Source organism: Planctellipticum variicoloris (assembly GCF_030622045.1).
Classification (GTDB): domain Bacteria; phylum Planctomycetota; class Planctomycetia; order Planctomycetales; family Planctomycetaceae; genus Planctellipticum; species Planctellipticum variicoloris.
In genome coordinates, this window is the sequence record NZ_CP130886.1 from 6,753,334 (window position 1) to 6,777,749 (window position 24,416).

At 64.0% G+C, this 24,416-nt stretch carries 23 protein-coding genes; 9 read left to right on the forward strand and 14 right to left on the reverse strand.

Annotation, left to right across the window (positions count from 1 at the left end; all coding sequences use genetic code 11):
* The first annotated feature begins 384 nt into the window (after positions 1-384).
* Entirely contained in the window at positions 385-576 is a 192-nt protein-coding gene (locus tag SH412_RS26305) for a hypothetical protein (protein ID WP_336521017.1), read from the forward strand.
* 119 nt (positions 577-695) lie between these two features.
* Here the strand turns inward: SH412_RS26305 and pepT are convergent, their stop codons facing one another.
* On the reverse strand, positions 696-1,931 hold the full coding sequence (pepT, locus tag SH412_RS26310) for a peptidase T (RefSeq protein WP_419555829.1): 1,236 nt from the start codon (positions 1,929-1,931) through the stop codon (positions 696-698).
* Between the two features lie 350 nt (positions 1,932-2,281).
* Between pepT and crtI the strand changes: the two genes are divergently transcribed.
* Genes crtI through SH412_RS26335 form a run of 5 tightly spaced genes read left to right on the forward strand, consistent with a single transcriptional unit; the run spans position 2,282 to position 8,966 of the window.
* Positions 2,282-3,838 carry a phytoene desaturase family protein gene (gene crtI / locus SH412_RS26315; protein ID WP_336521019.1) on the forward strand — a complete coding sequence of 519 codons (1,557 nt, stop codon included), beginning with the start codon at positions 2,282-2,284 and terminating at the stop codon, positions 3,836-3,838.
* A gap of 47 nt (positions 3,839-3,885) precedes the next feature.
* Positions 3,886-5,391 (forward strand): aldehyde dehydrogenase family protein, encoded by a 1,506-nt coding sequence (locus SH412_RS26320; protein ID WP_336521020.1) that lies wholly within the window; start codon positions 3,886-3,888, stop codon positions 5,389-5,391.
* A 13-nt stretch (positions 5,392-5,404) separates the two neighbouring features.
* Positions 5,405-6,958, forward strand: a complete 1,554-nt coding sequence (locus tag SH412_RS26325) for a phytoene desaturase family protein (protein ID WP_336521021.1) — start codon at positions 5,405-5,407, stop codon at positions 6,956-6,958.
* Between the two features lie 2 nt (positions 6,959-6,960).
* Positions 6,961-7,776: a lysophospholipid acyltransferase family protein gene (locus SH412_RS26330; protein WP_336521022.1), complete on the forward strand. Its 816-nt coding sequence runs from the start codon at positions 6,961-6,963 to the stop codon at positions 7,774-7,776.
* Positions 7,773-8,966, forward strand: a complete 1,194-nt coding sequence (locus tag SH412_RS26335; protein WP_336521023.1) for a glycosyltransferase — start codon at positions 7,773-7,775, stop codon at positions 8,964-8,966. The genes SH412_RS26330 and SH412_RS26335 overlap by 4 nt, the downstream gene beginning before the upstream one ends.
* Positions 8,967-9,035: 69 nt before the next feature.
* Here SH412_RS26335 and rdgB read toward each other — a convergent pair whose 3' ends face one another.
* From rdgB to SH412_RS26370, 7 genes are all read right to left on the reverse strand, one after another.
* Positions 9,036-9,656 carry an RdgB/HAM1 family non-canonical purine NTP pyrophosphatase gene (rdgB, locus tag SH412_RS26340; RefSeq protein WP_336521024.1) on the reverse strand — a complete coding sequence of 207 codons (621 nt, stop codon included), beginning with the start codon at positions 9,654-9,656 and terminating at the stop codon, positions 9,036-9,038.
* A gap of 227 nt (positions 9,657-9,883) precedes the next feature.
* Complete coding sequence (locus tag SH412_RS26345) at positions 9,884-11,113, reverse strand: outer membrane protein assembly factor BamB family protein (protein WP_336521025.1); 1,230 nt, start codon at positions 11,111-11,113, stop codon at positions 9,884-9,886.
* A 252-nt stretch (positions 11,114-11,365) separates the two neighbouring features.
* Complete coding sequence (locus tag SH412_RS26350) at positions 11,366-12,343, reverse strand: alpha/beta fold hydrolase (RefSeq protein WP_336521026.1); 978 nt, start codon at positions 12,341-12,343, stop codon at positions 11,366-11,368.
* A gap of 181 nt (positions 12,344-12,524) precedes the next feature.
* Positions 12,525-13,310: a hypothetical protein gene (locus SH412_RS26355; protein ID WP_336521027.1), complete on the reverse strand. Its 786-nt coding sequence runs from the start codon at positions 13,308-13,310 to the stop codon at positions 12,525-12,527.
* Positions 13,307-13,972: a MotA/TolQ/ExbB proton channel family protein gene (locus SH412_RS26360; protein ID WP_336521028.1), complete on the reverse strand. Its 666-nt coding sequence runs from the start codon at positions 13,970-13,972 to the stop codon at positions 13,307-13,309. The genes SH412_RS26355 and SH412_RS26360 overlap by 4 nt, the downstream gene beginning before the upstream one ends.
* A gap of 162 nt (positions 13,973-14,134) precedes the next feature.
* On the reverse strand, positions 14,135-14,608 hold the full coding sequence (locus SH412_RS26365) for an SMI1/KNR4 family protein (protein WP_336521029.1): 474 nt from the start codon (positions 14,606-14,608) through the stop codon (positions 14,135-14,137).
* A 35-nt stretch (positions 14,609-14,643) separates the two neighbouring features.
* Positions 14,644-15,111: a hypothetical protein gene (locus tag SH412_RS26370; RefSeq protein WP_336521030.1), complete on the reverse strand. Its 468-nt coding sequence runs from the start codon at positions 15,109-15,111 to the stop codon at positions 14,644-14,646.
* Positions 15,112-15,445: 334 nt separating this feature from the next.
* On the opposite strand from SH412_RS26370, the gene SH412_RS26375 reads away from it, so the two are divergent.
* A complete protein-coding gene (locus tag SH412_RS26375) occupies positions 15,446-16,726 on the forward strand; it encodes a PQQ-like beta-propeller repeat protein (RefSeq protein WP_336521031.1) in 1,281 nt (426 codons plus the stop codon).
* Between the two features lie 104 nt (positions 16,727-16,830).
* On the opposite strand, the gene SH412_RS26380 is transcribed toward SH412_RS26375, so the two are convergent.
* The 4 genes from SH412_RS26380 to SH412_RS26395 all read right to left on the reverse strand — a co-directional run bounded on the left by SH412_RS26380 (position 16,831) and on the right by SH412_RS26395 (position 19,523).
* On the reverse strand, positions 16,831-17,310 hold the full coding sequence (locus SH412_RS26380) for a hypothetical protein (protein ID WP_336521032.1): 480 nt from the start codon (positions 17,308-17,310) through the stop codon (positions 16,831-16,833).
* A 78-nt stretch (positions 17,311-17,388) separates the two neighbouring features.
* Positions 17,389-18,351 carry a DUF1559 domain-containing protein gene (locus tag SH412_RS26385; protein ID WP_336521033.1) on the reverse strand — a complete coding sequence of 321 codons (963 nt, stop codon included), beginning with the start codon at positions 18,349-18,351 and terminating at the stop codon, positions 17,389-17,391.
* Between the two features lie 316 nt (positions 18,352-18,667).
* Positions 18,668-19,171 (reverse strand): hypothetical protein, encoded by a 504-nt coding sequence (locus SH412_RS26390; RefSeq protein ID WP_336521034.1) that lies wholly within the window; start codon positions 19,169-19,171, stop codon positions 18,668-18,670.
* 34 nt (positions 19,172-19,205) lie between these two features.
* Entirely contained in the window at positions 19,206-19,523 is a 318-nt protein-coding gene (locus SH412_RS26395; RefSeq protein ID WP_336521035.1) for a tetratricopeptide repeat protein, read from the reverse strand.
* 296 nt (positions 19,524-19,819) lie between these two features.
* Here SH412_RS26395 and SH412_RS26400 point away from each other — a divergent pair, with 296 nt between their 5' ends.
* Positions 19,820-20,704 (forward strand): DUF1571 domain-containing protein, encoded by an 885-nt coding sequence (locus SH412_RS26400; RefSeq protein WP_336521036.1) that lies wholly within the window; start codon positions 19,820-19,822, stop codon positions 20,702-20,704.
* A 148-nt stretch (positions 20,705-20,852) separates the two neighbouring features.
* Positions 20,853-21,704 (forward strand): pantoate--beta-alanine ligase, encoded by an 852-nt coding sequence (gene panC, locus SH412_RS26405; protein WP_336521037.1) that lies wholly within the window; start codon positions 20,853-20,855, stop codon positions 21,702-21,704.
* Between the two features lie 273 nt (positions 21,705-21,977).
* On the opposite strand, the gene SH412_RS26410 is transcribed toward panC, so the two are convergent.
* Entirely contained in the window at positions 21,978-23,954 is a 1,977-nt protein-coding gene (locus SH412_RS26410; RefSeq protein WP_336521038.1) for a S41 family peptidase, read from the reverse strand.
* Between the two features lie 88 nt (positions 23,955-24,042).
* A complete protein-coding gene (locus SH412_RS26415) occupies positions 24,043-24,246 on the reverse strand; it encodes a carbon storage regulator (RefSeq protein ID WP_336521039.1) in 204 nt (67 codons plus the stop codon).
* Positions 24,247-24,416: the final 170 nt, after the last annotated feature.

Consider the following 24,416-nt stretch of genomic DNA (forward strand, 5'->3'; position numbering starts at 1 on the left):
TTACAACGCGGCAACCCGGTCCCTTCCATGGTCCGGATTGTCCGAATCAGCCATAACGTCTTATTGAGTCTTGAGATTCATCCTGGCGACCTCCGGCAAGAGGGGCTGTCCGAAGTGAGGTCGCCAAGTCCTTCCAAGCACTCCCGATGCCAGATCGGCAAAATCCGCCGATCCGCCCGATTTCGAGATTCTGCGAAACCTGCGTAAAATAGCGATACTCGGCGGAGTGCGCGATCCGGGGCTCGCAATCACGACCGCCCGGGTCCGACTTGGACCGAATCCCGAGAGGCGAGCGGGTTCGCCTGTCCGATAGCTTGGGTGACCGACGGCCCCGGTTCGGCGACGGGGGTCGTTCGGAATCGGACGACAACAAGGAGGTTGTGCATGGCTCGAAACAAAGTGGCGGAAATCACGGTCGACTCGGCGCTCCGCCTGGTCGAAGTGATCTGCGAAGAAGCCCGCCTCGCAGAGAATGAAGATGTGAAGCGGGCGCTGCTCCAGACCGGAATCCGGATCGCCGATCTGGCGATCTCGCGCGAGCAGCCTGCGAAGAAACGAGGCAAGGCCGCGGCGTAGTCCGGGGCAGGCGCGGGAACCCCAGGCGGCAAGGCGCGCAGCGCGCCCAAGGAACATCTCAGGGTCAGGAGGCCGATTCAGGTCTCCTGACCCTGTTCTCTTTGCTGCCACCGCGGGGCTCAAGCCTGCTCGCGGCCCCATTCCAGCGCCAGATTGACCAGCACCCGGACTGCCGACTCCATCTCGTTCAAGCTCGCCCATTCCAGCGGCGAATGCGGGTTGTGCTGACCGGTCGACAGGTTCGGCGTCGGCAAACCTTTTTCCGTCAGCAGCGAGCCGTCCGTACCCCCGCGGATAATCGTGTGCTCCGGCGTCAGCCCGGCGGCTTTCACAGCCGCTTCCGCTTTGGTCAGCGCCCGGGGTTCCTTGACCAGTCCCTCCCGCATGTTGCGATATTGCCTGCGGATTTCCACGGTGATGACCGCCCGCGGAAACTCCTGCCGCAGCGTCCCGGCAATACTCTCCAGCAGCCGGGCCTGTTCATCCAGCGCACTCGACTCAAAGTCCCGCAGAATCAGCCGGGCGGACGCCTCGGCGACCCCGCCTTCGACGTGATAGGGATGAATAAAACCCTCGCGGCCGTCGGTCGTCTCAGGGCTCAACCGGGCCTGCGGCAGTCGGTCGATGAAGGCGCTCAGAATGCGGACCGCGTTCACCATCGATCCCTTGCCGATCGAGGGATGCGTGTTAATCCCGCGTACGGCCACGACCGCCTGGTCGGCGGAAAACGTCTCGGAATCGATCTGCCCCTGCCCGCCGCCATCCAGCGTATAGGCGCAGATCGCCCCCAGCTTCTGCAGATCCAGCTTGTCGGTCCCCCGGCCGATTTCTTCGTCGCAGGTAAAGCACAGCCGGACCGGGCCGCACAGCAGATCGCGGTTCTGCATCAGCTCCTGCGCCGCCTGCATGATCACCGCAATCCCCGCCTTGTCATCGCCCCCCAGGAGCGTCGTCCCGTCGGTCGTGATCAGCGTATGTCCGAGACAAGTCGTCAGTTCGGGGTTCTCGGCGACCTTCAGAACGCGGGTCGGCTCGGCCGGCAGGACGATGTCCTTCCCGTCGTAGTTTTCGTGAACAACCGGATTGACCTGGGCCGCAGTGAATTCCGGCGACGTATCCACGTGCGCGACGTACGCAATCGCCGGCGCCGCGTGGGGCACGGTCGCGGGAACCGTCGCCATCACGATCCCGAATTCGTCGATGGTGACGTCGGCCAGTCCCAGCGCCCGGCATTCTCCGGCCAGCATCCGGCTGAGGACGAGCTGCTTCTCGGTACTGGGATACGTCGTGCTGGTCTCGTCCGCTTGAGTATCCAGACGGACGTAGCGCAGAAACCGTTCGAGCAGCGTATCCACAGTCACCTCGGAACTTCACAGGAAGGAATCGATTCGGGTCGGTTGCCAGTGTGAGTCTAACCAAACAGGTCCACCACGACAGCCGATCCGACCCCGCCGCACCATGAAGAGAAATCGTTCTTCGAAGGGTGAGTCAAGGCTGGCTGACGGCTACCGCTGGCCGGCCCGATTCCCAACACAACCAATTTCTCAGTATGGAGTTGCGGAACGCGTATGAATCGCGACACAGTTCGTAGCGCGTCAAAAATCGTCAAATTCGTTCATCCAACGCTGGCCGGAAACGGGTCCGTACCAATAATCCTCCGCCCCTCACGCAGACCTGACGTCTGGCTGAGCCAGAGGATGAACTGATGCAGAGATTCGACGCGGTCATCGTCGGCGCCGGCCCCGGCGGCCTTGCCGCCGCTCTACAGCTTGCCAACGCCGGCCTCAAAGTCAGAATTCTAGAACGACGAAGTACCGTCGGCGGTCGGACCTCGGCGCTCGAAACTCCCGATTTCCGCTTCGACCTCGGCCCGACGTTCTTCCTTTACCCCCGCGTGCTCCAGGAAATCTTTCAGTCGATCGGTCGAGATCTCCACCAGGAAGTCCCGATGGTCCGGCTCGATCCGCAGTACCGATTGCTGTTCGGTGCGGGGGGCCAGCTCGACGCCACCGGTGATATTCCGCGAATGGAAGCCGCCCTCCGCGAATTCAGCGAGCACGACGCCGGGAACTTCCGGAAGTTCCTGGAAGACAACCGGACCAAGCTGGCGAAGTTCCGCCCCATTCTGGAGTCCTCGTGGTCGCGATGGACCGACCTGCTCTCCCCCACCATGCTCAAGATGCTGCCGTGGGTCCGTCCGTGGGCCTCGGTCGATGATGATCTGAAACGGTACTTTCACGACCCCCGGTTGCGGCTCGCGTTCTGCTTCCAGTCCAAATACCTGGGGATGTCGCCGTTCCGCTGCCCGAGTCTCTTCTCGATTCTCTCCTTCCTGGAGTACGAACATGGCGTGTGGCATCCGATGGGGGGCTGCAGCGCCGTCAGCGAACGCATGGCCCAGATCGCCCTCGAAATGGGCGTCGAGATCTCGACCGACGAACCGGTCGAGGAACTGGTCTTCGCCGGTCGGCGCGTGATCGGCGTCAAGACCCGGCGGGACGAATACCGCACCGACTCGCTGGTGATCAACGCCGACTTCTCGCGGGCGATGCAGCGGCTGGTCCCCGATTCCCTCCGCCGCCGCTGGTCGGACAAGGCGCTCAAGAAAAAACAGTACTCCTGCTCGACGTTCATGATGTACCTGGGGATCGACGGGCTCTACGAGCACCTGGCCCATCACACCATCTACATCGCCAGGGACTACGACCGGAATCTGGCGGACATTGAACAAAGACACGTCCTGTCGGCTGATCCGTCAGTCTACGTCCAGAACGCCTGCATCACGGATCCGACTCTGGCGACGACTGGCGGCAGTACGCTTTACGTGCTGGCCCCCGTCACGCATCAGCATCCGAACGTCGACTGGTCCGTCGAGACGCCGCGTTTCCGCGACGCTGTCCTCCGCCAGCTCGAAGAACGCTTCGGGCTGACAGACCTCCGCAGTCGGATCCGCTACGAACGGATCGTCACCCCCGCGGACTGGGACCAGCAGCATGAGATTCATCTCGGCGCGACGTTCAATCTCGCCCATTCGCTGAAACAGATGCTCCATCTGCGACCGCAGAACCGCTTCGAAGACCTCGAAGGGGTTTATCTGGTCGGAGGGGGAACTCATCCCGGCAGCGGCCTGCCGGTCATCTACGAGTCGAGCCGGATTTCCACCCGGCTGCTGCTGGAAGATCGCGGCGGAGCTCTCGGCCGGCGGCCGGTGGAGGCCCCCGCCTTCTGTCCCCGATCGGATCACGAACTGGTGACACACTGAATCTTCCCGGTCGATCTGAAGCCGAACTGGAGATTGTCTGCACTCTCATGACTGCCGCGCTGTCTAATGCCGTTCTCGACACGCTCTTTCCGGAAACGGAGGACCCGATGCAGGACGTCATCGATCGTGCCCGCGCGGCTCAAGTCGGATGGGGACAAAGGTCCCTGAGCGATCGCCTCGCTCGAATCGCCCGGTTTCGACGACTGCTCGTCGATCGAGCCGACGAGGCGCTGGAGTCGATCGAACTTCCCCAGCGATCTCCCGGCGAGACCATCGCCGCCGAAGTCCTGCCGCTGGCGGACGCCTGCCGCTACATGGAGCTCTACGCCTGCCGAGTGCTGCAGACCCGGGCCGTCGGTCGACGCGGCCGCCCCCTCTGGTGTGCCGGGACGAGGATCCGGATCTCCCGCGAACCGCACGGCGTCGTGTTGATTCTCGGCCCCTCGAACTATCCGCTCATGCTCCCTGGCGTCCAGTTGCTGCAGGCTCTTGCGGCCGGCAACGCCGTCCTGCTCAAGCCGGGCCGGCGCAGTTCGTCGGCCGCGCGCCTCCTGCTGGAACTTTGCATCGCTGCCGGAATTCCGACGGATCTGGTCGCACTCCTGCCGGAAGAACTGGGAGCGTATCGCGCGGCCCTGGCGGCCGGCGTGGACTTCGTCACGTTGACCGGCTCTTCATCGACAGGCCGGCGTGTCCTCGCCGACCTGTCGGAAACCTTAACCCCGGCCGTGATGGAGCTGTCCGGGTGCGACGCGGTGTTCGTCATGGCTTCGGCCAACCTCGACATCGCCGCACGCGCGGTCGCCTTCGGGCTGATGCTCAACGGCGGCGCGACGTGCCTGTCCCCCCGCAGGCTCTTCATCGCCCCGGAGATTCGCCAGGATTTTGTCGCTCGACTCGTCCGCCGGCTGCAGGACTTCGCGCCAACCGTCGTTGAGGCCGGTGCGGCTGCCCGCGTCATTCAAACCATCGATTCTGCCCTTGCCGAGGCCGCCGTCCGACTGTGTGGCGAGCCGTCTCCCTCAGCCTGGCAGGCGGTCGTTCTCGACAACGTTCAGCCCGAGATGCCCGTCGCTCGCTCTGACCTGTTTGCCCCTGTCACGTGCGTGATGGCCAGCCGGGATCTGGAAGAAGCCGTGGAGTGGTATCACAGGTGTCCGTATCAGCTCGGTGCGAGCGTCTTCGGGGCTCCCGACGAAGCCGCGACGCTCGCCGACCGACTGCGGGCGGGTTCGGTGGTGATCAACGATCTGATTGCGCCGACGGCCGATCCCAGGGCGCCGTTTCCGGCGTGGGGCGAAAGTGGCTACGGCGTCACGCGCGGAGCGGAAGGATTGCTGGCCATGACTCGCGTCAAAGCGACGATCGAACAGCGTTCCCGCTGGCTTCCGCACCTGGACGTTCCGGGGGCTCCGGACTTGCAGCAGATGCGGCATCTTCTGCAGTTCACCCACGGTTCCGACTGGCTCATTCGCATCCGCGGCCTCTGGGGCCTGATCAAGAGCCGCAAACCTCAATCAGCGACTTCACCAGAGACTGTTCGTAAGGTCTGACCAAGTGAACTTCATGAACGACAATCGCATCGCCATCGTGGGCGCCGGACTGGGGGGACTGGCGTCTGCCTGTACGCTGGCGGCCCGTGGCTTTGATGTCACCGTGTTCGAAGCCAACCCCTGGGTGGGCGGCAAGGCGGCGGTTCTGGAAAAGGACGGCTTTCGCTTTGACATGGGCCCCACGATTCTCACCGTGCCGTCGGTCTTGAAACGAATCTTCGCGGAAGCCGGCCGGGAGCTGGCCGACTTCCTCGAACTGATTCCCCTCGATCCCCAGTGGCGCTGCTTCTTCGAGGACGGCTCGAAACTCGACTTGTTCGCCGACGTGGACCGCATGGTTCAGTCGCTCGATGCATTCACGGCGGGGCCACGGACCGGAGCGGGCTACCGCAAATTTCTAGATGTCTCGAAGACGATGCACCAGGTCTCGGATGACGTCTTCTTCTGGAAGAGCGTCGGTTCGATTCGAGATACCTTCGACGGCGCCGGCCTGTTCGATCTCGAAATGCTGAAGAAAGTCCTGTCGCTCCGCATGGGCCGGTCAGTCGCCGGCACCGTGCGGTCATTCATTCCCGATGAACGCGTCGCCCAGATGGTCGACCATTTCACGCAGTATGTCGGCTCCGCACCGGATGCGTCTCCCGCAGTGCTCTGCAGCATTGCCCACATGCAGACTGAGGAAGGGGTCTGGTATCCGAAAGGGGGGACCGCGGCCGTTCCACGAGCTCTGCGGCAACTGGCCGAGGAGCTGGGTGTCGAATTCCGCACCGGGGTTGAGGTCCGACGGATTGTCACGACCGGCCGCAAAGTACAGGGGGTTGCCACCAGCGATTCCGACTTCGAACGCTTCTCAGGCGTCGTCTCGAACTCCGACTGCGTCCGCATGCACGACGAACTGCTGGACGCCGAGTTCCACAAAGCCTTTCACAAACGGCGACAGTACGAGCCGGCCTGCTCGGGCGTGGTGCTTTACCTGGGGCTTAAGGAACGCTACGAAGACCTGCTGCATCACAACTTCGTCTTCTCGCGCGATCCCCACGAAGAGTTCGACGCCATCTACCGTCAGGGAATCCCGGCTCCCGACCCGACGTGCTACCTCTGCGCCCCGGCGATCAGCGAACCCGAGGTCGCACCGGACGGGGGCGATGCGCTGTACGTCCTGGTCCACACGCCTTACCTCCGTCCGGGTCAGGACTGGTCGAAGCTCCTGCCGGATTACCGCCGGGTGATCCTCGACAAGCTCGCACGGACGGCAGGGCTGAAGGATCTCGAAAGTCGGATTGTCTGCGAGGAGGTTCTGACGCCCGAAGGAATTCGCGACCGCTATCGCACGCTGCACGGCGCCATCTACGGACTCGCCAGTCACGGCCGGTTCCTGGGAGCGTTCAAGCCGGCCAATCGCTATGCGGGCATCGAAGGCTTGTATCTCGCAGGCGGTTCGGTTCATCCGGGCCCGGGGATGCCGATGGTCATGATGTCGGGCTGGATCGCCGCCGATGCGCTCGATCAGGATCGCGGCGGAGCCCCTCGTCCTGACGCAACTCTCTCTCTCAGCGGGCGAACGTGATCATGCCGCGCGCCATCGTCGATCGACCGTCTCCGGCGACCCGGCAGACGCCGTTGCCGCGAGTGTCGCCCTGGCTGCTGCATTGGTTCGCCCGGTACAGTCGAGGTTACCTGGCGCGGCACTTCCACGCACTGCGTGGGATCACCGGTAGTGTGAGGTCGCTGCCGCCCGGCCAGCCGGTGGTGGTCTGCATGAACCATCCGTCCTGGTGGGATCCCCTGATCGGGCTGACCCTGGCGACGAGCTGCTTTCCCGGCCGACGCCACTACGCCGCGATGGATGCCGAGGCCTTGCAGGGTTACAAATTCTTCGAGCGGCTCGGATTCTTTGGGGTGGAGCGCGGCAGCGGGCGCGGCGCCATTCAATTCCTGAGGCTGGGGGAGCGGCTGCTGGCCGAACCCGACTCGGTCCTGTGGATCACGCCTCACGGCCGGTACGCCGATGCCCGCGAGCGACCACCGCAATTGCTGCGCGGGCTGTCGACGTTGCTCGCGCGTTCCAGCACCGGAGTCGTGCTCCCCCTGGCTCTGGAATACGGCTTCTGGTCCGAGCGACTTCCGGAAGCGTTTGCCGAGTTTGGAGAGCCGCTCTCAATTTCCCAGGCCGGCCTGCGCCACGCCGACTGGTGGGCGGATGCCCTGACGGACGGGCTCGCCGTGACGCAGGACCGGCTTGCTCGGCGCGTGATCGCCCGCGATCCCGCTCCATTCGAAACAGTTCTCGCGGGACGTGCAGGGATGGGGAACATCTACGGCTGGTGGCGCTGGCTCAGAGGCTCATCCCCGAAGTCCCAGCCTGCAGAAAGCTCGTCAGCGTGACTCTGCTGGTGCTGTCAATCATCTCTCTCTGCTGCGCCGTGCTGCCGGCCCTGCTCTTCGTGCGCAACTTGCGAGCCTACCGAACGTCTCCACCGGTCGACGTCTCGACTCAGTGCCCGCCCCGCGTCTCCCTCTTGATCCCCGCCAGAAACGAAGAACGGGGGCTGAGGGCCACGCTCCACGCGGCGCTCGACAGCGAGCGGATCGAACTGGAAGTGATTGTCCTCGACGATCATTCGACTGACCGGACTGCAGAAATCGTTTGCGGATTCGCGGCCCACGATCCACGCGTCCGCTTGGAGCTGGCGCCACCTTTGCCGGCGGGCTGGTGCGGCAAGCAGCATGCCTGCCGCGTGCTCTCCACGCTGGCGACGTTCGACACCTGGCTGTTTCTCGACGCCGATGTCCGGCTCGAACCGTCGGGCGTCGCGCAGGCTGTGAGATTTCTGCAGGCGTCGGGAGCGAGTCTCGTCAGCGGCGTCCCCCGGCAGGAAACCGTCACACTGCTCGAACGATTGCTGCTCCCCCTGATCCACTTCGTCCTGCTGGGGTTCCTGCCGCTCGACCGCATGCGACGATCGACGCACCCCGCCTACGGCGCAGGCTGCGGGCAGTTCTTCCTGACGACGCGCGACGCCTACGAAAAGTCCGGCGGGCATGCCGCCATCCGCGAATCGCTCCACGACGGCGTCCGTCTTCCCCGCGCCTACCGCGCCGCAGGACTCAAGACCGACCTGTTCGACGCCACCCCGGCAGCCGTCTGCCGGATGTATCGCTCGGGCAGCGAAGTCTGGCGGGGCCTTGCCAAGAACGCCACGGAAGGACTGGCCGCCCCGGCAATGATCGTCCCGGCCACGCTCCTGCTGGCGCTGGGACAGATCGCGCCGTTCCTCCTGCTGCCAATCTGCCTGGTTGACGGGGCTTCTCCGTCGGCCGTCGGCTGCAGCGCCGTCGCAGTTGCCTGCGCCTGGTTGCCTCGTCTGCTTGGAGCGCTTCGCTTCCGCCAGTCCTGGCTGGGGGCCGTGCTCCACCCGCTGGGAATCGCACTGTTTCTGGCGATCCAGTGGTCCGCCCTGTTCGCCAGGTCCATCGGCCAGCCGGCGACCTGGAAGCAGCGATCGTATGCGGCGGCGAACTCCTTCGATCGCTCAGTTCCGCGTAGCGGTCACGTCTCGGGTGGCACGCCCTGAGTCTTCGAAGGGCGTGGTTCGGACGAAAAAAACACGCCCTTCCCAAAACCTCGGGGCGTGCCACACGCTCTACTCCGCCACTTCCTGCAGCACCCGGACTACCTGTGGAATGAATCGCTCGAAGGCCCGTGCGCGATGGCTGATGTGCCGCTTGACCGCCGGGTCCAGTTCGCCGAACGTCCGATGGTATTCGGGAACCAGAAACAGCGGGTCGTAGCCGAAGCCGTTCTCGCCGCGGAGCTCCCGCAGCATCCGTCCGCCGCAGCGCCCTTCGGCCGCCGCCCGGACTTTGCCGTGCGGATCGGCGAGGACCGCATAGCAGACGTAGTGAGCGGTCCGCTCGTGCTCCGGAACCGCCTGCAGCGCTTCGAGCAGCTTCAGATTGTTCGCCTCGTCCTTCCCCTGCTCGCCGGCGTAGCGGGCGGAGTAGACCCCCGGCGCCCCGTGCAGCGCGTCGACGCACAGCCCGCTGTCCTCGGCGATCGTCCAGCGCCCCAGCTTGAGCGCCGTCTCGCAGGCTTTCTTGACGGCGTTCGCCTCAAACGTCGCCCCGTCTTCTTCGACCTCGTGCATCTCGGGAAACTGATCCACGCCGACCACGGCAATGCCGTGCGGGGCGAGCAGTTCGAGAACTTCGCCGATCTTCTTCTTGTTCCGACTGGCCAGCACAACGGACGGCAATGCAGACATGGAATCCTTCTCGCAAATCAGGACCGGCCGCACCCGGCCATCGTCAATCTGTCGCCCCCTCCGGGGCTGGTGCGCTATTGCGCAATCTAAATCCCCAGAAAAGAGGGCTTATCGCGAATCGCTGATCGCCCGAGCCGGAACGGATCGACGCGCAACTCCGTCTGGCTCTCGACTCTAGACTCTCGTCTCTCGACTTCTTCCTTTCGACATTCTGCCTTCGACATTCGTCATTTCCCGCCAATGCAATACAGATTCTGGTCGGAACGGATCAGGAGCTGGCCGTTGTGAGCGGCGATCGACGCCCGGAAGATCTCCTGATTGCTGGCCCCCAGGGAATTCCGCGCCGCCACATGCTCGGCGGCCTCGGGATCGATCACAACCGTCTCCCCCTCTTCCCCCAGGAAGAACGCCCGCCCCTGCCAGACGGTGGGAGACGCCGAGTAGTTGCCCCCAATCCGCTCGCTCCATTCGACGGCCCCGGTCGTGGCGTTGTAGCAGGTCAGCATCCCCTGCATGCTCATCACCAGCAGATGGTCGCCCACCACGCAGGGTGACGGCAGATCCCGCCCCCCCTTCCGCGGCGTATGCCACACGCGATGCTGTTCGCCGTCGCGCTGGCTGGCGTCTGCGGAGACGCAATAGACATCGCCCGGCAGCCCGTTGACGACGAAAAACTTGCCGTGACCGTCAGGCGTCACGGTCGGCTCGCCCCGGCCGTTGTAGCCCTTGCAGAACCACAACTCCTCGCCCGTCCGGCTGTCGTAGGACCGGACCCCCGAATGTCCGTTGAGCAGCAGTTGCGTTCCGCTGGCCGACGCCACCACGACCGGCGTGCTCCAGCCCCGCTGGTTCTCCCGCGGCGTGCGCCAGACCGGTTTGCCCGTCAGTTTGTCGAACGCCAGCAGCACGGCGTCGGCGTCCGCATCGCAATTCTGCACAACGAGATCGCCAACGAGAATCGGACAGGCCGCGGTTCCCCACGGACTTTCAAACTTCCCGAGCGGCTGCTCCCACAGCTTCTTGCCGTCCGCCGAGTAACAGAACAGCCCGCCCCCTCGACCGAAGAAGGCGTAGACCCGCTCGCCGTCGGTGGCGCAGGTCGCCGAAGCCCAGCCGTTCATCTTGTGAACCGGCTCCGGTTCCCCCTGCCAGACCGTCTCCTGCCAGAGGATCTTGCCACTGGTTCGATCGAGGCCGAGCACGATGCGTTCGCGACCGCGATCCTTGAACGCCGTCAGAAAGATCCGGTCCGACCAGACGACCGGCGAAGACTGGCCCCCGCCCGGCAGTTCGGTCTTCCAGACAACATCCTGCTCGGTCCAGGTCACCGGCAACCCTGGGTCGGTGGCTGTGCCGTCGCCATTCGGTCCGCGCCATTGCGGCCAACGATCCTGGGCAGATGAGACCGCAGGCAGGGACGCCAGGAGAGTCAGCGTCAGCAAAGTGCGGAGCAACATGGGGAGATCCTCAGGCAGGGGTGACCGGAAGCCGATGCGGACGGTGAAAAGCGTAGCACGGGGCGGCGGGGGGTCGCAAACGGGAGCAGGAGTAAGCGAATAGCGAATAGCCAGAGGGAGGAGTGCTTATCGCAATTCGCAATTCGCTGATTGCTGATCGCCAGAGAAAAAGACCATCGCGCCGCCTTCTCCTCTGGTTCTCGACTCTAGACTCTCGTCTCTCGACCTGTTCCTTTCGACATTCCACCTTCGTCATTCGACATTTCTTCCCGGCGTCTCCGCGTTCCGTTCTGCGTCTTTGCGTGAAATCTTTTCTTCCGCCGATTCGCCGCTGACGGAATCGAGCCAGCGGACCAGATCGGCGATGAATCGATCCGGGTTCGGCTCGAACTCCAGCGTGTGGCAGGCTTCGGGATACTCCACCAGCCGGCCGTTCCCGCCGTCCAGCCGTCGATACAGCTCGCGGGTCCGCTCGTTATCGATAATCCGGTCCCGACCCGCCAGCAGCATCAGCAACGGCTTGGCCAGCGGCCGCGCCGCACGTTGAATCTCATCCGTCAGCCGCAGATTGGCCTGCAGAAACGACGTCGAAACCCTTCGCAGCGCCAGTTCGTCCCGCCGGATGAACTCCTGCCAGTGCGGCTCGTCGGTAAACATCTCCGGAGCAATCAGCGGAATCGGCAGCCGGGCTTTCCGCACCCCGCAGACGAACGCCGCCTGCAGCGCCAGCCGCTGCAAGCGACTGGCGCTGATCCGGCTGACCAGCCCCGGATAGAGCAGCGCCAGTCCGTCGACCAGTTCGGTCCGCCGCAACCCGATCGACAGCGCCAGCTTCCCCCCCCAGCTCAAGCCGGCAAGCACCACCGGACGTGATCGAGATTGGTTCTTACGCACGTATTCCAGCCACTGCGTCACGTCGTGCACCAGCCGGTCCTCGTGGGAAGCATGCCCCCGATCGAGCGTATTCAACCCCGAACCGCGACGATCGAGCAGATACACCTCGTGGCCGACCGCCGCCAGCCGGCTGCACGAGTACGCATACCACCCCCCGTGACTCTGAATTCCATGCAGCAGCACGATCGTCGATCGCGCCGCACCGCCGCGCGGCCGCCAATGCCGGTAAGCCAGCGGATAACCGTCCGAAGCCCGGTACGTCCCCAGCACCGGCGGATCACAATCCACCGGCTTGCGAGCAGGCGCCACCGAACAGGAAAAAACGACGGGCGGCATCGAACCGCGGTTCCTCACTCGCGTAGGGCCAGTTCCACCGGCCGTTCATTGCGTTTCAAACTTGGCCAGCGATCAAGAACCTGGCAACGTCATCCTGCCTCTCGGCTCTCTTTCGACATTCCGCCTTCGTCATTCGACATTTCTTCGTCCCGCGAAATCCGCTCCACAGCATACCCGTCGACTATCGAGCCGCGCTCGGCGTCACCCGATACCCCAGTATCGCATATTCAAACCGCGTCCGGCCGGCCGTGTCGTTGCGCATCCGTTCGAGCGCATCGGGCAGCGCGTCGAACGCCGCCTGCCGGTCCCCGAAGCGGGCGTCCCCGTAACTCATCAGCACGATCACCAGGCTCTTGGGCTGCGGCAGCGTCTTGTAGGCCTCGTACAGCCGATCCGCAAACTGGGCCCGCGTCTCGCCGCGAAACTCCAGCCGCTTGCCGCCGAATGTCAGCACGCAGACGCCGTTGTCCTGGAGATACAGCTCCCACACGTCGCAGCGCTTCCGCATCTCTTCGAACGTCACCAGGTGATCGACCACCTCATCCGTCTTCGCCTGCCCCAGCGCCTGAAATCGCTGCCGGATGCGGGCGATGTCCGCCGTCGACAGCCCAGGCGCATCGGCCGTCCCGGGTCGCAGCCGGGCGGCGACTTCGGGATCCTTCGCGCCGAACAGCTCGCGGACCAGCGAACCGACCCGGTCCCGCTCGACCCGCAATTGCCGGACTTCCTGCTGCAGGCTGTCCGACTGCCGGACCGCCGCATCTGCCCGCTGAAGCTGCTCCCGCAGCACCGCAAGCTGATCCAGCGCCTTGAGCAGATCCGCCGTCGCCGCGACGCGCTCGCTCTCCAGCCGGACCGTCTCCCGCCGGACGCTCGTCCGGATATCGAGGTACTGCGCGAAAATCACGATCAGCAGCAGGTCGAGCAACGGCGTCAGTTGAAACGTGAGCCGGCGGTAAGCGGTCATGGGGCGGCGTCCCCTTCCGCCGCCAGCGCCAGCTCCCGCTTCGCACGGGCCACGGTCTCCCGCACGTGCAGCCGGTGCTCGGCCAGCCGCCGGAAGCCCGTTTCCACGACGCTGTTGATGAACATCAGCAGCATCGCCGCCATCAGCCCGGCGAACGTCGACCAGATCGCGTCGCCGAACGACTTCACGATCATGTTGACCGTCTGCGCCCCATCCGCGTCGCCGAGCTGCAGCGCCGCCCCGATCGCCAGGATCGTCCCCAGCACGCCCGCCAGCGGATACGCCTCGATCATCGTCCGACAGACGTTGTAGCAGGTCTCGAAACTGTGCGACTGCAGGTAACGCCGCTCTTCATCGAGGATCCGCAGCCGCTGCGACAACGCGATGCGATCCGCCCGGCGGGCCGGCAGATCGAGGACATCGCGGACGTCGGCCAGGAACGCGTCGATCTGATCCGACAGCCGCGACCCCCGATCCAGCACGCTCCGGTGCTTCAATTCGCGAGTAAAGCTGTCCAGATCCCCCGCCATCCGCCGCAGATCGAGTCGGGCCCAGATCGACAGCCAGACAAACGCCAGCAGATGGACGGCCGCCACGCCGAGAATGACTAGCGTCGACAGACCGGACAGAGTCGTCAACAGTTCGACAGGAATCGACGGCATGCGGTGGAATCCGGGGTTCGGGCGGAAGTGGTCCGGACCGGATTGTAGCCCGCGAGGGGATTTGGGGGGAGCGGAAGTCAGAGAGAGAGTGGCCCCGGTTGCCATTCCAATGGCTACCGGGGTCGCGAAGCGACAGGAGGAAGCCCATCTGCCACCCAGCGACTAATCGGGCAACAGGCAGCAGTTCTTGACGGGATCGTCAAGATAGCCGTTAACGAAGTCCGTGAATGAATCGAAGAAGTATTGAACCTTGAAGGCGCCGCGATCGGCGAAGACGCTTGCAACAGGAGTGAGAGCCGTCTCGTCGGCGGACAGACGAATCGCAAATGTTGGCAATCCAATCGAGTGGTCTGCGAACATGAAACAGCGACGGGCGTCCGGGAATCCTGCCGAGCAGTCCGGCCAATCCTCGGCGATGGTCACCAGTTCTTGCAGTGGCCAGAAGCGGAAGAAATCGTCGTCCCAGGTTTCGCGTTCGCCCATCCCGTTGACCGCGAGGAAGTACGCCCGCATGTCGGCCGGAAGTACCACATCGTGGCCGCATTCGAATGCTTGAATCGCGGTGACTGCCGCACCGACTGGGCGCGGAATGCCGTGTGCTTGCCATCGTTCGATCAAACGACCGAGGTTGAGCATGGAGATGACCGCCAGACGCTTGACTCGGGCCGCCCTCAGTCCTTCAGGTAATAATCCAGCTTCCAGTCCGCAATCCCCTTCATCTGCTCAGCCGTGCCGAAATACGTTCCGCCGAAAGGGCGGCCGGTCTTTGCGTCGTACAGCGTCAGGTGCAGCACCCCCCGGTGCTTGATCGTCGTCTTGAGCTCGAAGTCCTGCAGGCCCGACGCGACGCTTGCTTCTTGAGCGGCGTCGGTTTCCTCGCTCCCGCTCCCCTTCGTCTGCGTGAGATACAGGCAGAGCTTCGCGGCGGATTTGCTGTCGAGCCGGACCCGCCCCTTCACGACGACGGTGTCCCCCTGTTCCAGTTGCGGCGACGTGGCGCGAACATCGGTGATCTCGATCACGTCCCCGTCGCGGTAGAGCTTCGGGCCGAGCGTCGTTTCGACCGGCGACAGCTTCGGCGGGGCCGCCCAGGCGGCGGACGTCAGCACCAGGAACGCGACGGCCAGGTTGCGGGTCATGGGTCGGACTCCTCGTCAATTCGGGGAAAGATGTCGCCGCGAGAGTACGGTGCACCTGTGCGGTATGCTGCACGGGATCGCCGGAGACGTCAATCCGGATTTCGTCGGGGACGGTGGAGCCGATCGAGATTGCGATTCCCGGCTCATCGGACGCGGACTCTCATGGGCCCGACCGCAATGCGCACTGACCTGTCTCGGAAGGGCGGCGCACTCCTCGAAACCGCGCCAAGTCTTGGCCGGCCACTCCCGCCCGACTACGATGTCCCCGGGAACTTTGCGGTCTCGCCACCTCTCGGACCCGGCAGACCGCGTACTGCTTGAAAGGGACAGGAAGATGGTGCATTGGCTGACCAGATGCGGCGCGGCAGCAGGCGCGGGGGCTCTCCTCGCAGCCTCCGTCGCGCACGCCGACTGGCCGACGTTTCGCGGCGCGGACCGGACCGCCGTCTCCCAGGAGAAAGGCCTCCTCCAGGAATGGCCCGCCGCCGGCCCCCCCCTCGCCTGGAAAGCCGTCGGCGCAGGCCGCGGCTACTCCAGCCTCGCCATCGCCGACGGCAAGGTCTACACGCTCGGCGACGGACTCTCGACCGCCCCTGACAAGGACGAATACCTCCAGTGCTACAACGCCGACGACGGCAAGCTGATCTGGAAAACGAAGACCGGCCCCGCCTGGAACGAAGGGAAGGAGTCCTGGCAGAGCTCGCGCAGCACGCCGACCGTCGATGGCGATCGCGTCTACGTCCTCAGCCCGGCAGGAACCCTCGTCTGCTGCGACGCGGCGACCGGAGCCGAACAGTGGCGTCAGGATCTCAAGGCCGAGTTCGGCGGCAAAAAGGCCGACAACTGGGGTTACAGCGAATCCGTCCTGATCGACGGCGACAAGCTCATCTGCACCCCCGGCGGCGAGCAGACCACGCTGGCCGCCCTCAACAAGCTGACCGGCGAACCGATCTGGAAAACCGTCAACCCCGGTGACCGCGGCGCAGGGCATGCCTCGGTCGTCATCTCCGAAGTCGGAGGGGAGAAAGTTTACGTCCAGTCGACCGGCTCCGGCCCGCTGGGCGTGCGCGCCAGCGACGGCAAGCTCCTCTGGCAGTATCCCGTCGATCGCACGACCGCGATCATTCCCACCCCCATCGTCCGCGGCGACCTGGTCTTCTTCGTCGCCGGGTACAAACGCGGCGGCGCCTTGCTGCAGCAAGTCCCGGGCGCCGACGGCGCCGTCGAAATCAAAGAGATCTATCCCCTCCAGACGCGCCTGGCCAACAAGCACGGCGGCGTCGTCCTGTTCGGCGACTATCTCTACGGCGACTCCGACGACGCCGGCATCCCCTACTGCGCCGATCTCAAGACCGGCGAAGTGAAGTGGCAGAAGCGGGGTTCGGGCAAAGGGTCCGCCTCCGTCGCCGCCGCCGACGGCCGGCTCTACGTCCGTTACAGCGACGGCGTCGTCGCCCTGGCGAAAGTCGGTCCGGAAGGCTACGACGAAACGGGCTCGTTCAAAACCCCCGGCAGCGGCGACCGTCCGAGCTGGGCTCATCCGGTGATCGACGGCGGCCGGCTCTACCTCCGCGAAGGGGACGACATCCTCTGCTACGACATCCGTCAGAAATAGGCCGTTCCAGGCAACCACGATCTCCGAAAAGAATCCGGGCCTCCAGCAGTCATTGCGACTGCTGGAGGCCCGGTCCTGTTACCAGCCAGAAGTCCCGACGCAGATTACTTCTTCGCCCTGCGCGGGTCTTCCTTCTTTTCGAGATCGAAGTCGATGGTGTTCTTGCCTTTGACGACGGTTGCCGTCAGACCGGAATTCTCCAGGTCGCCGTAGACCTCCGAGATTAACGAGATGGGGGCGGCGTCACCCTTGATCGTGTCTTCCGGCAACCCTGCGCCCCCCGTCGGCTGCGTGAAGGCCGTGATCATCACCTTGAAGCGACCCAGGATTGCGCCGTCGTTCGTCGTATACGTGCCGAGAGTGTAGTGGCCGTCGGCATCAAGATTCCCCTGCGCCGACGGCCCGCCCCCTTCCGGCACGAACAGGAGCGATCCGGTGGGGACCGGAGCGCTCTCAAACGTCACCGTCCCACTGACCGGAGCCGTCGGCAGACGACCGTCGCCGCCGCAGCCCGAAACTGTCAACGCGAGGACAACGCTGGCGAGCGCGCTCAGCGTCCGACCAGAACCAGAACATGCAATCATCGATTCCTCAGTTCCAGGGATGAAAGAGCATCGTCAGGGCGATGCGGAATGAATCGAACAGCGGTTCGGAAAGCGAGACTAAAACTCGCCGACGACTTCGCCCTTGCCGCGAGTCCCCAGGCTCTTGAGCAGCCCGAGGTCGATGTTCTCGCTGATGAACCGGACCGAACCGTCACCCATCAGGAACTGCGCTCCGCCGGTGTGAAAGCTGGTGTACGGCGTATTGTTCGTGGCAAACGTCCCGCGGAAGTTGATCGGGAGTTGAATGTTCTTGCTGTCGATCGTCAGCCGCTGACTACTGTCTTGATACCAGTAAATGCCCCACGTCCACGGCTGAATGCCGCCCCAGCCCGTCTTGATGGCCGCAGTCCAGCCCTGCGAGGAAGAAGATTCGCCGAGCAGGATCGTGTTCGAAGAACCGTCGGTAATATCGGTAATGCGGGTGACGCTGTGGGGATACATGATGCCGGTGTTGGCCCACTGGTAGTTCGCCGCGTCCGAAGGATTGGTGATATCTTCAATCCGGCCAGTGCAGGCCCGGTAGTGCAATGCTCCCTGCTGCGAAGTCCACGTGAAGCTCGTGATATCCGGACTGCGATTGCCGAGTGCTGACGACGGGCACGCCAGCACATTCACCGGCCCCCAGATCGGATTCGAACCATAGTTGGGCGCGGTATCGAGCCGCCACGGCGAGATGCGAGAGATCGGGTTCGGATCGAACTGCTGCATCGCCTGATACCGGGGCGCTTCGTCGAAGTACGGGAACAGCTTTGGCGCCCAGCCCATATGGTATCCGCCGTTTGGCCAGCCGGGCGTGGGGTGGCTTCCGTTCGGGAACTTGTCGTAGACGTCGTGATAGTTGTGGAACGCCAGCCCGAGTTGCTTCAGGTTGTTCTTGCACTGCGTCCGCCGAGCGGCCTCGCGCGCCTGCTGCACCGCAGGGAGCAGCAACGCAATCAGAATGGCGATAATCGCAATCACCACCAGCAGTTCAATCAGCGTAAAGCCTCGGCGTTTTGGAAATCGTGGCGCAGTTGTCATGGGCAGGGATCCTGAAACGGGATGGGACGGAATAATGGCGGGAGACGCCGTGATCCAAACGCAGCGTCTTCAACCTGCTTTGGACATGCATCTACCATGCCAGATATGAAGGCAGACAGGAAGAGGCTGCTTTGGAGAGCTCGGCGCGAGAGCGATGCAACGAATTGATATCACAGCGGTTACGGGTTTTCAAAAACGGCGGAGTCTTGCCCGGAAATTGACACGGAATCCATATTCCGAGCCAGACTTTCGCGACGCGCGAGCGATCGAACCTGCACAACTCCAGTGCAGTCCTGCGAGCCGAAAGACGGATTCGCTATCGCGCGATCAGGCAACGCGGACTCGCCGTCCGCAGCCGCTCCAGCGCCCCGTCTGAGACCGTCGCCTCAATCAGACTCAGCGAAGCCAGCGATCGCAGCTCCGCGATCAGCTCCAGATCCGCATCGCTCAACGCCAGTCCGTTCAGCGACAGAAACCGGAGCCCCGGCACAGTTCGCAACGCCGCCAGCGAAGCCCCCGCCGCCCCCGAGTACGAGAGATCCAGATTCTCCAGCGAAGCCCGCCCCGACAGAATCCCCGCGTCTGCGTCGCGATAATTCCCGCCCACGGTCAGCGACTTCAAACGCGGCAAATCCGCCAGCGCGCCGCGCACATTCTCAGTCAGCGGACACTGCCTCAGATCGAGCGACGAAGCATCGCCCCGCACATCGATCTGCACCGTCGCCCCGGCGGCGCGCAGCGTCTGGATCGCGCGCTGCTGCCGGGGGTCGGAGCTGCATCCCGCAACAAACAGCATCAGGAGCAGCCAGCCGGCTTTCATTTCGCGCCCCGTCAGCCATCAACCCGCCAGATCCTCAATGCCCGCCGTTCATGATCCGGGCCCGCGCCAGCGCTTCTTCCGCCTCGGGAATCTTCCCGCAGCGCTGATAGATCACCGAGAGCTGCGTGTAGGAAAATCCATCGTGTGGTTCCAGCTCCACAACCTGCCGCGCATGATGGATAGCTTCATCCAGCCTGCCCAGCTTCTGCAGATACACAGCCAAGGCCGAATGACTCACCGTATGACCCGGATCGGCGGCAATCACCTCCTGCAGTTTCAGCACGGCTCCCGCCAGATCCCCGAGGTCCTTCAGCTTCACAGCAGCATCATACATTTCGTCAGACGTGGACATCCCCGCAAATCCCCCAGTCGTTTGGACTTCGAACCTCTCCCCATCATAGGCAGGTCCGGGCGACCTTCCAACCGCACGGTTTCTCCCCGCCCGGAGCCCGGTTTGCGCCCGGGATCCGCAAACTCGGTTTGCGGCAAATCGCAAGGTGGAGTAGCCTGTCACTCTTCCGGGATCGCATGCAAGGGCGTGCAGGGCCGATCCCGGAACTGGATGTCGTCTGGCAAACCCGGCGAAACAGTGGCCTGCCACCTTCAAATACTGTCGGTGGTGCGCCGATCCCGATGAGGATGGATTCGATGCGGACCTCTCCGTTTTCAAGGCTCGATGCCGCCGCCCGCCCGCGGACTTCGGTCGCAGCACTCGTCGGTTTGACGTTCACCCTGTTTGCGTCCACGGACGCCTGCGGACAGCCCCTGCGACGGCCGCGCGCCAACCAGACCGCCTCCTCCGTCGCCGAGCAGGTCAAACCGGGAACGACCGCCAAAATCGACGAGAACCATCCGATCGTCCCCCTGCTGGAACGAGCCTACGAAAGCCGCAAGGCGCTCGACTCCGTTCAGGACTACGAGGCGGTCTTTTCCAAACGCGAAATCGTCGGCCGGAAACTGCTCGCCAGCACTCTCAACCTCAAAATCCGCGAAGAACCCTTCTGCGTCTACCTGAAGTTCGTAGACACTGGCAACGCCGGCCGCGAAGTCCTCTATTTCTCCGGTCGCAACGACGGCAAGCTGCTCGTCCACGAAGACGGCGTCTCGCGATTGCTCGGAACCTTCAAGTTCAAGCCCGACGACAAGACCGTCATGGCCGAGAATCGCTACCCCATCACCCTGGTCGGCATGCGGAATCTGGTCGACAAGATCATTCAGCAGTGGGAGTTCGAAGGTCAGTACGGCGAAATCGAAGTCCAGCACCGACCGTCATCCAAGCTCGACGGCCGCGAGTGCGTCGTCCTCGAATCCACCCATCCGCAGCCGCGCAATCAGTTCAAATACCACCTCACCCGCCTCTGGGTCGACAACGAAACCAAGTTCCCCGTCCGCGTCGAGCAGTATCAGTTCCCGACAAAAGCGGGCGAAGCCCCGCAGATCGTCGAGGAATACACTTACACCAAAATCCGCATCAACCTCGGTCTCGACGACCGCGAATTCGACCCGAAAAACCCCAAATACAACTTCCCCTGATCCCCCGGTCGCACTCCCGTGCGGCTTCCCCCACCGGGATGTAGAATCGCGGCGGCGACCGGCAGGTCTCGTCGCCGGGTCGCCTCCACGGATCGATTTCCGCAGATCGCCCCGCCCCTGCCGTCGCGCACGCGGAAAGGGACGCGCCATGCTTGTCGCGGAAACCGTCGACCAGGTTCGAATCGCAGTCCGCTCGGCCCGCGCCGCCGGCAAGAGCGTCGGTTTCGTGCCGACCATGGGCGCCCTGCACGCCGGCCATCGCAGCCTCATGGACGCCAGCCGCCGCGAATGCGACTTCCACATCGTCAGCATCTTCGTGAACCCGACCCAGTTCGGCCCCCACGAAGATCTCGCCCGCTATCCGCGCCCCCGCGACGCCGACCTCGAACTCTGCCGGACCGCCGGCATCGATCTCGTCTTCTACCCCCCCGTCGAAGTCATGTATCCGCCGAACTACCGCACGTTCGTCGAAGTCGCCGGACTGTCTTCCCTCCTCGAAGGCGCCGTCCGCCCCGGACACTTTCGGGGCGTGGCCACCGTCGTCACCAAACTGCTGCTGATCGCCGGAGCCGACCGCGCCTACTTCGGACAGAAAGACTACCAGCAGCAGACGATCATTCGCGTGATGGTCAGCGAACTCAACCTGCCGACCGAAATCCGCGTCTGTCCGACGCTGCGCGATCCCGACGGGCTCGCCATGAGCAGCCGCAACGCCTATCTGACCCCCGAACAGCGCCAGGCCGGACTGTCGCTCTCCCGCGCCCTGCATCTCGCTCAGCGGATCGTCGACTCCGGCGAGCAGAGCGTAACCACCATCGAACGGGCGATGCACGAAATCCTCGCCGGAACCCCCGGCGTCGAACCCGACTACGCCGTGCTGCGGCATCCCGACACGCTGGAAGAATTGACCGAAATCCTGCCAGCAATGGTCGCCCTGATCGCCGCCCGCGTCGGAACCACCCGGCTGATCGATAACCAGGTCCTGCAAGTTGAACTTTAAACCGTCTGACGAAGCTCCAGACGTCAAACGCCAAGTTCCAAACAGATTCGACCACCCACGGGCGGGTTGATTGCCGACCATACCTTCATTTTTGCCATTCCTCGTCTCCGCGCCGTTGCGTTCCTCTTTGCGTGAGATCTTCCTCATCGCACCAACAAAAACAGGCCAGGGCGATGGCCCTGGCCTGGTCATGGTGTCGCATTGCATCGTCGTCACATCCTGTGGCGGGAGTTGGAACCGTCGCCGGACCGTCATTGATCCGGGACGCAATCATCAGCCCTGGATTCCCGAGCCGATCGAACCGGTCCGGGCCAGGCCGTTCGCCAGATCCCGCGTCCGCGGATCCCGCGCCACATCCACCGCCGTCTGCAGCGCCCGATCCGTCGCGCTGACGTCGTTGCGAATCGCCTGCACCGGAACGTCCGGCGAAACCCCCACCCCGGCCATCGCCACCCCCTTCGGCGAGTAGAACTTCGCCGTCGTCAGCCGCAATGCCGAGCCGACCGACTGAATCGGAAACAGCGTCTGCACCGTCCCTTTCCCGTAGGACCTCTCGCCGACCACCACCCCGCGACCGTTATCCTGGATCGCGGCGGCGAAGATCTCGCTCGCCGACGCGCTGTTGTGATCGATCAGCACCACCAGCGGCACCTTCCAGGTGTTCTCCTTCCGGGCCACTTCCTGAGAATTGTCCGCCGCGTTCCGACCGCGGGTCGAAACGATCGTCCCCTGCGGCAGGAACCGGTCGCTGACCGAAATCGCCGTCGTCAGCAGCCCGCCGGGATTCCCCCGCAGATCCAGCACCAGCGATTCCATCCCCTGCTGCTGAAGCTGCCACAACGCGGCATCCAGCTCCTGCGTCGTCGACTCGGCAAACTTCTCGATCTTGATGTAGCCGATCCGGTTCGTCGGATCCTCCATCCGCACGTCGGCGACGCTATAAATCGTCACCCGCTGACGCATCAGAGTCGTATCCCCCACCAGATCGTCGCGCCGGATCGTCAGCGGCACGGTCGAGCCTTCCGGCCCCGTAATCAGCTCCACCGCCCGCCCCAGATCCATCCCCGCGGTCGACTGCCCCCCCACCGCAGTGATGATGTCCCCCCTCCGCAGCGTCGCCTGGGCCGCCGGGCCGCCGCTGAGCACCTTCAGAATCATCAGCCCCTGCGGATGCGTTTCCAGTTCGACGCCGATGCCGACGATGTTGTTCTCCAGCCCAACGCTCGGCGACCCCGACTTCTCGGGAGGGACGAACATCGAATACTGGTCGAGCGTGTCGAGCGACGCATACACGAATTCCAGGGCGACCGCCGCCGGGTTGATTCCGAGCATCTGATTCGCCGCCGCTCCCGCCTGCCGCATCACGGCGATGGCGTCGTTCGCCGTCCGCACGTTCGCCTGCGCCTGCATCTGCTGCAGCGCCTGCTGGAACTGACGCACATTCTGCGAACCGGCCCGCAGCCCGACGGCCTGCTGGAAGGACGGCGTCTCCGCGGCGATCGACAACTGACGCAATGCAGCCTGAGTCCGCTGGGCGTACGACGTCGGCTCGATATGCCGGGCGTCGATGAGCTGAGCCACCTCCATATAGAACGCTTCGCCCCGCTGCTGATCCAGGCTGCCGAGCACCCGCAACACGCGCGGATCTTCGTAGCGTTTCGCAATCTTCTGTTCGAGCGACGGATTCAGCGTCGAAGCCGGCGCGGCGGGAACCGCCGGGCCATACTGCGGAACCCGATCGTACTCCGGCATCCGGTCGTACGGCACCCGCTGCCGACTGGTCGGGAACGGGTCGAAGCCCCCCTGGTCGACCGGCGACCGCCGCGAGAGCTCCCATCGGTCCCGGCCGCCGAAGCTGTCCCGACTCCGTCCCTGACCACGGTCGTCAAGCCGATTCCTCAGGTCGAAGTCCCGGTCGAACCGGTCGCTCCCGGATCGACCGTAGTTGTCGAGCATCCGGTCGAAGTCGTTCCGCAGCGGAGCGCCGTAACGATCATCGAACGGTCGATCGATCCGCAGTCGATCCTGGGGATACGAATCGTCATAGGCCGGGCTCCGTCGCGGAGCCGGGGCATCCCAGCGGTCGTACGTCGAGTCGCTCTGACCCAGATAGCTGTCAGGTGCGGCTCCAAAGTCATTGCCGTACTGAGCCAGCGCCGGCGTGGCGACGGCCGTCGCCACGGCGACAACGACCGCCCGGCCGAACCAGGCGGCGATTTGCTTTCCGAAATGAATCCACAGACGAGTCATGATCAGGTTCCTTCCGTTGTCTTTGCCGCCGGTCTTCTGGCCGACGATTGCAGGATTCCGAACTCAACGCCTCAAAGCCCCGTTCCACTCAGTGCTGAAACATCACCGCTCCGGCGCCCTCGGCAGCGACCGGCTCCGGATGAGCGGGACCCAGCTCGCCCCGCAGAATCTTCACGTGAGACGGAGCTTCGATCCCGATTTTGACCGACCCCCGCCCGGTCCGCATCACGCGGACAACCACATCTTCGCCAATCTGGATGACACCGTCTCGTTTTCGCGTCAGGATCAACATGGTTTCCCTTCCTGTGTCGTGATTCTCAGTTCTCGATGACAGCCAGATCGACATCGTTATGATTCTTTATGCTGTCGTCATGGCGAGAACAATAAGCACGCGGCGTGCCAATCCTGCGCCGGACTCGTTATCTCATCAGATCTCCATTTTTCATGGGAGTTTGTGAGTTG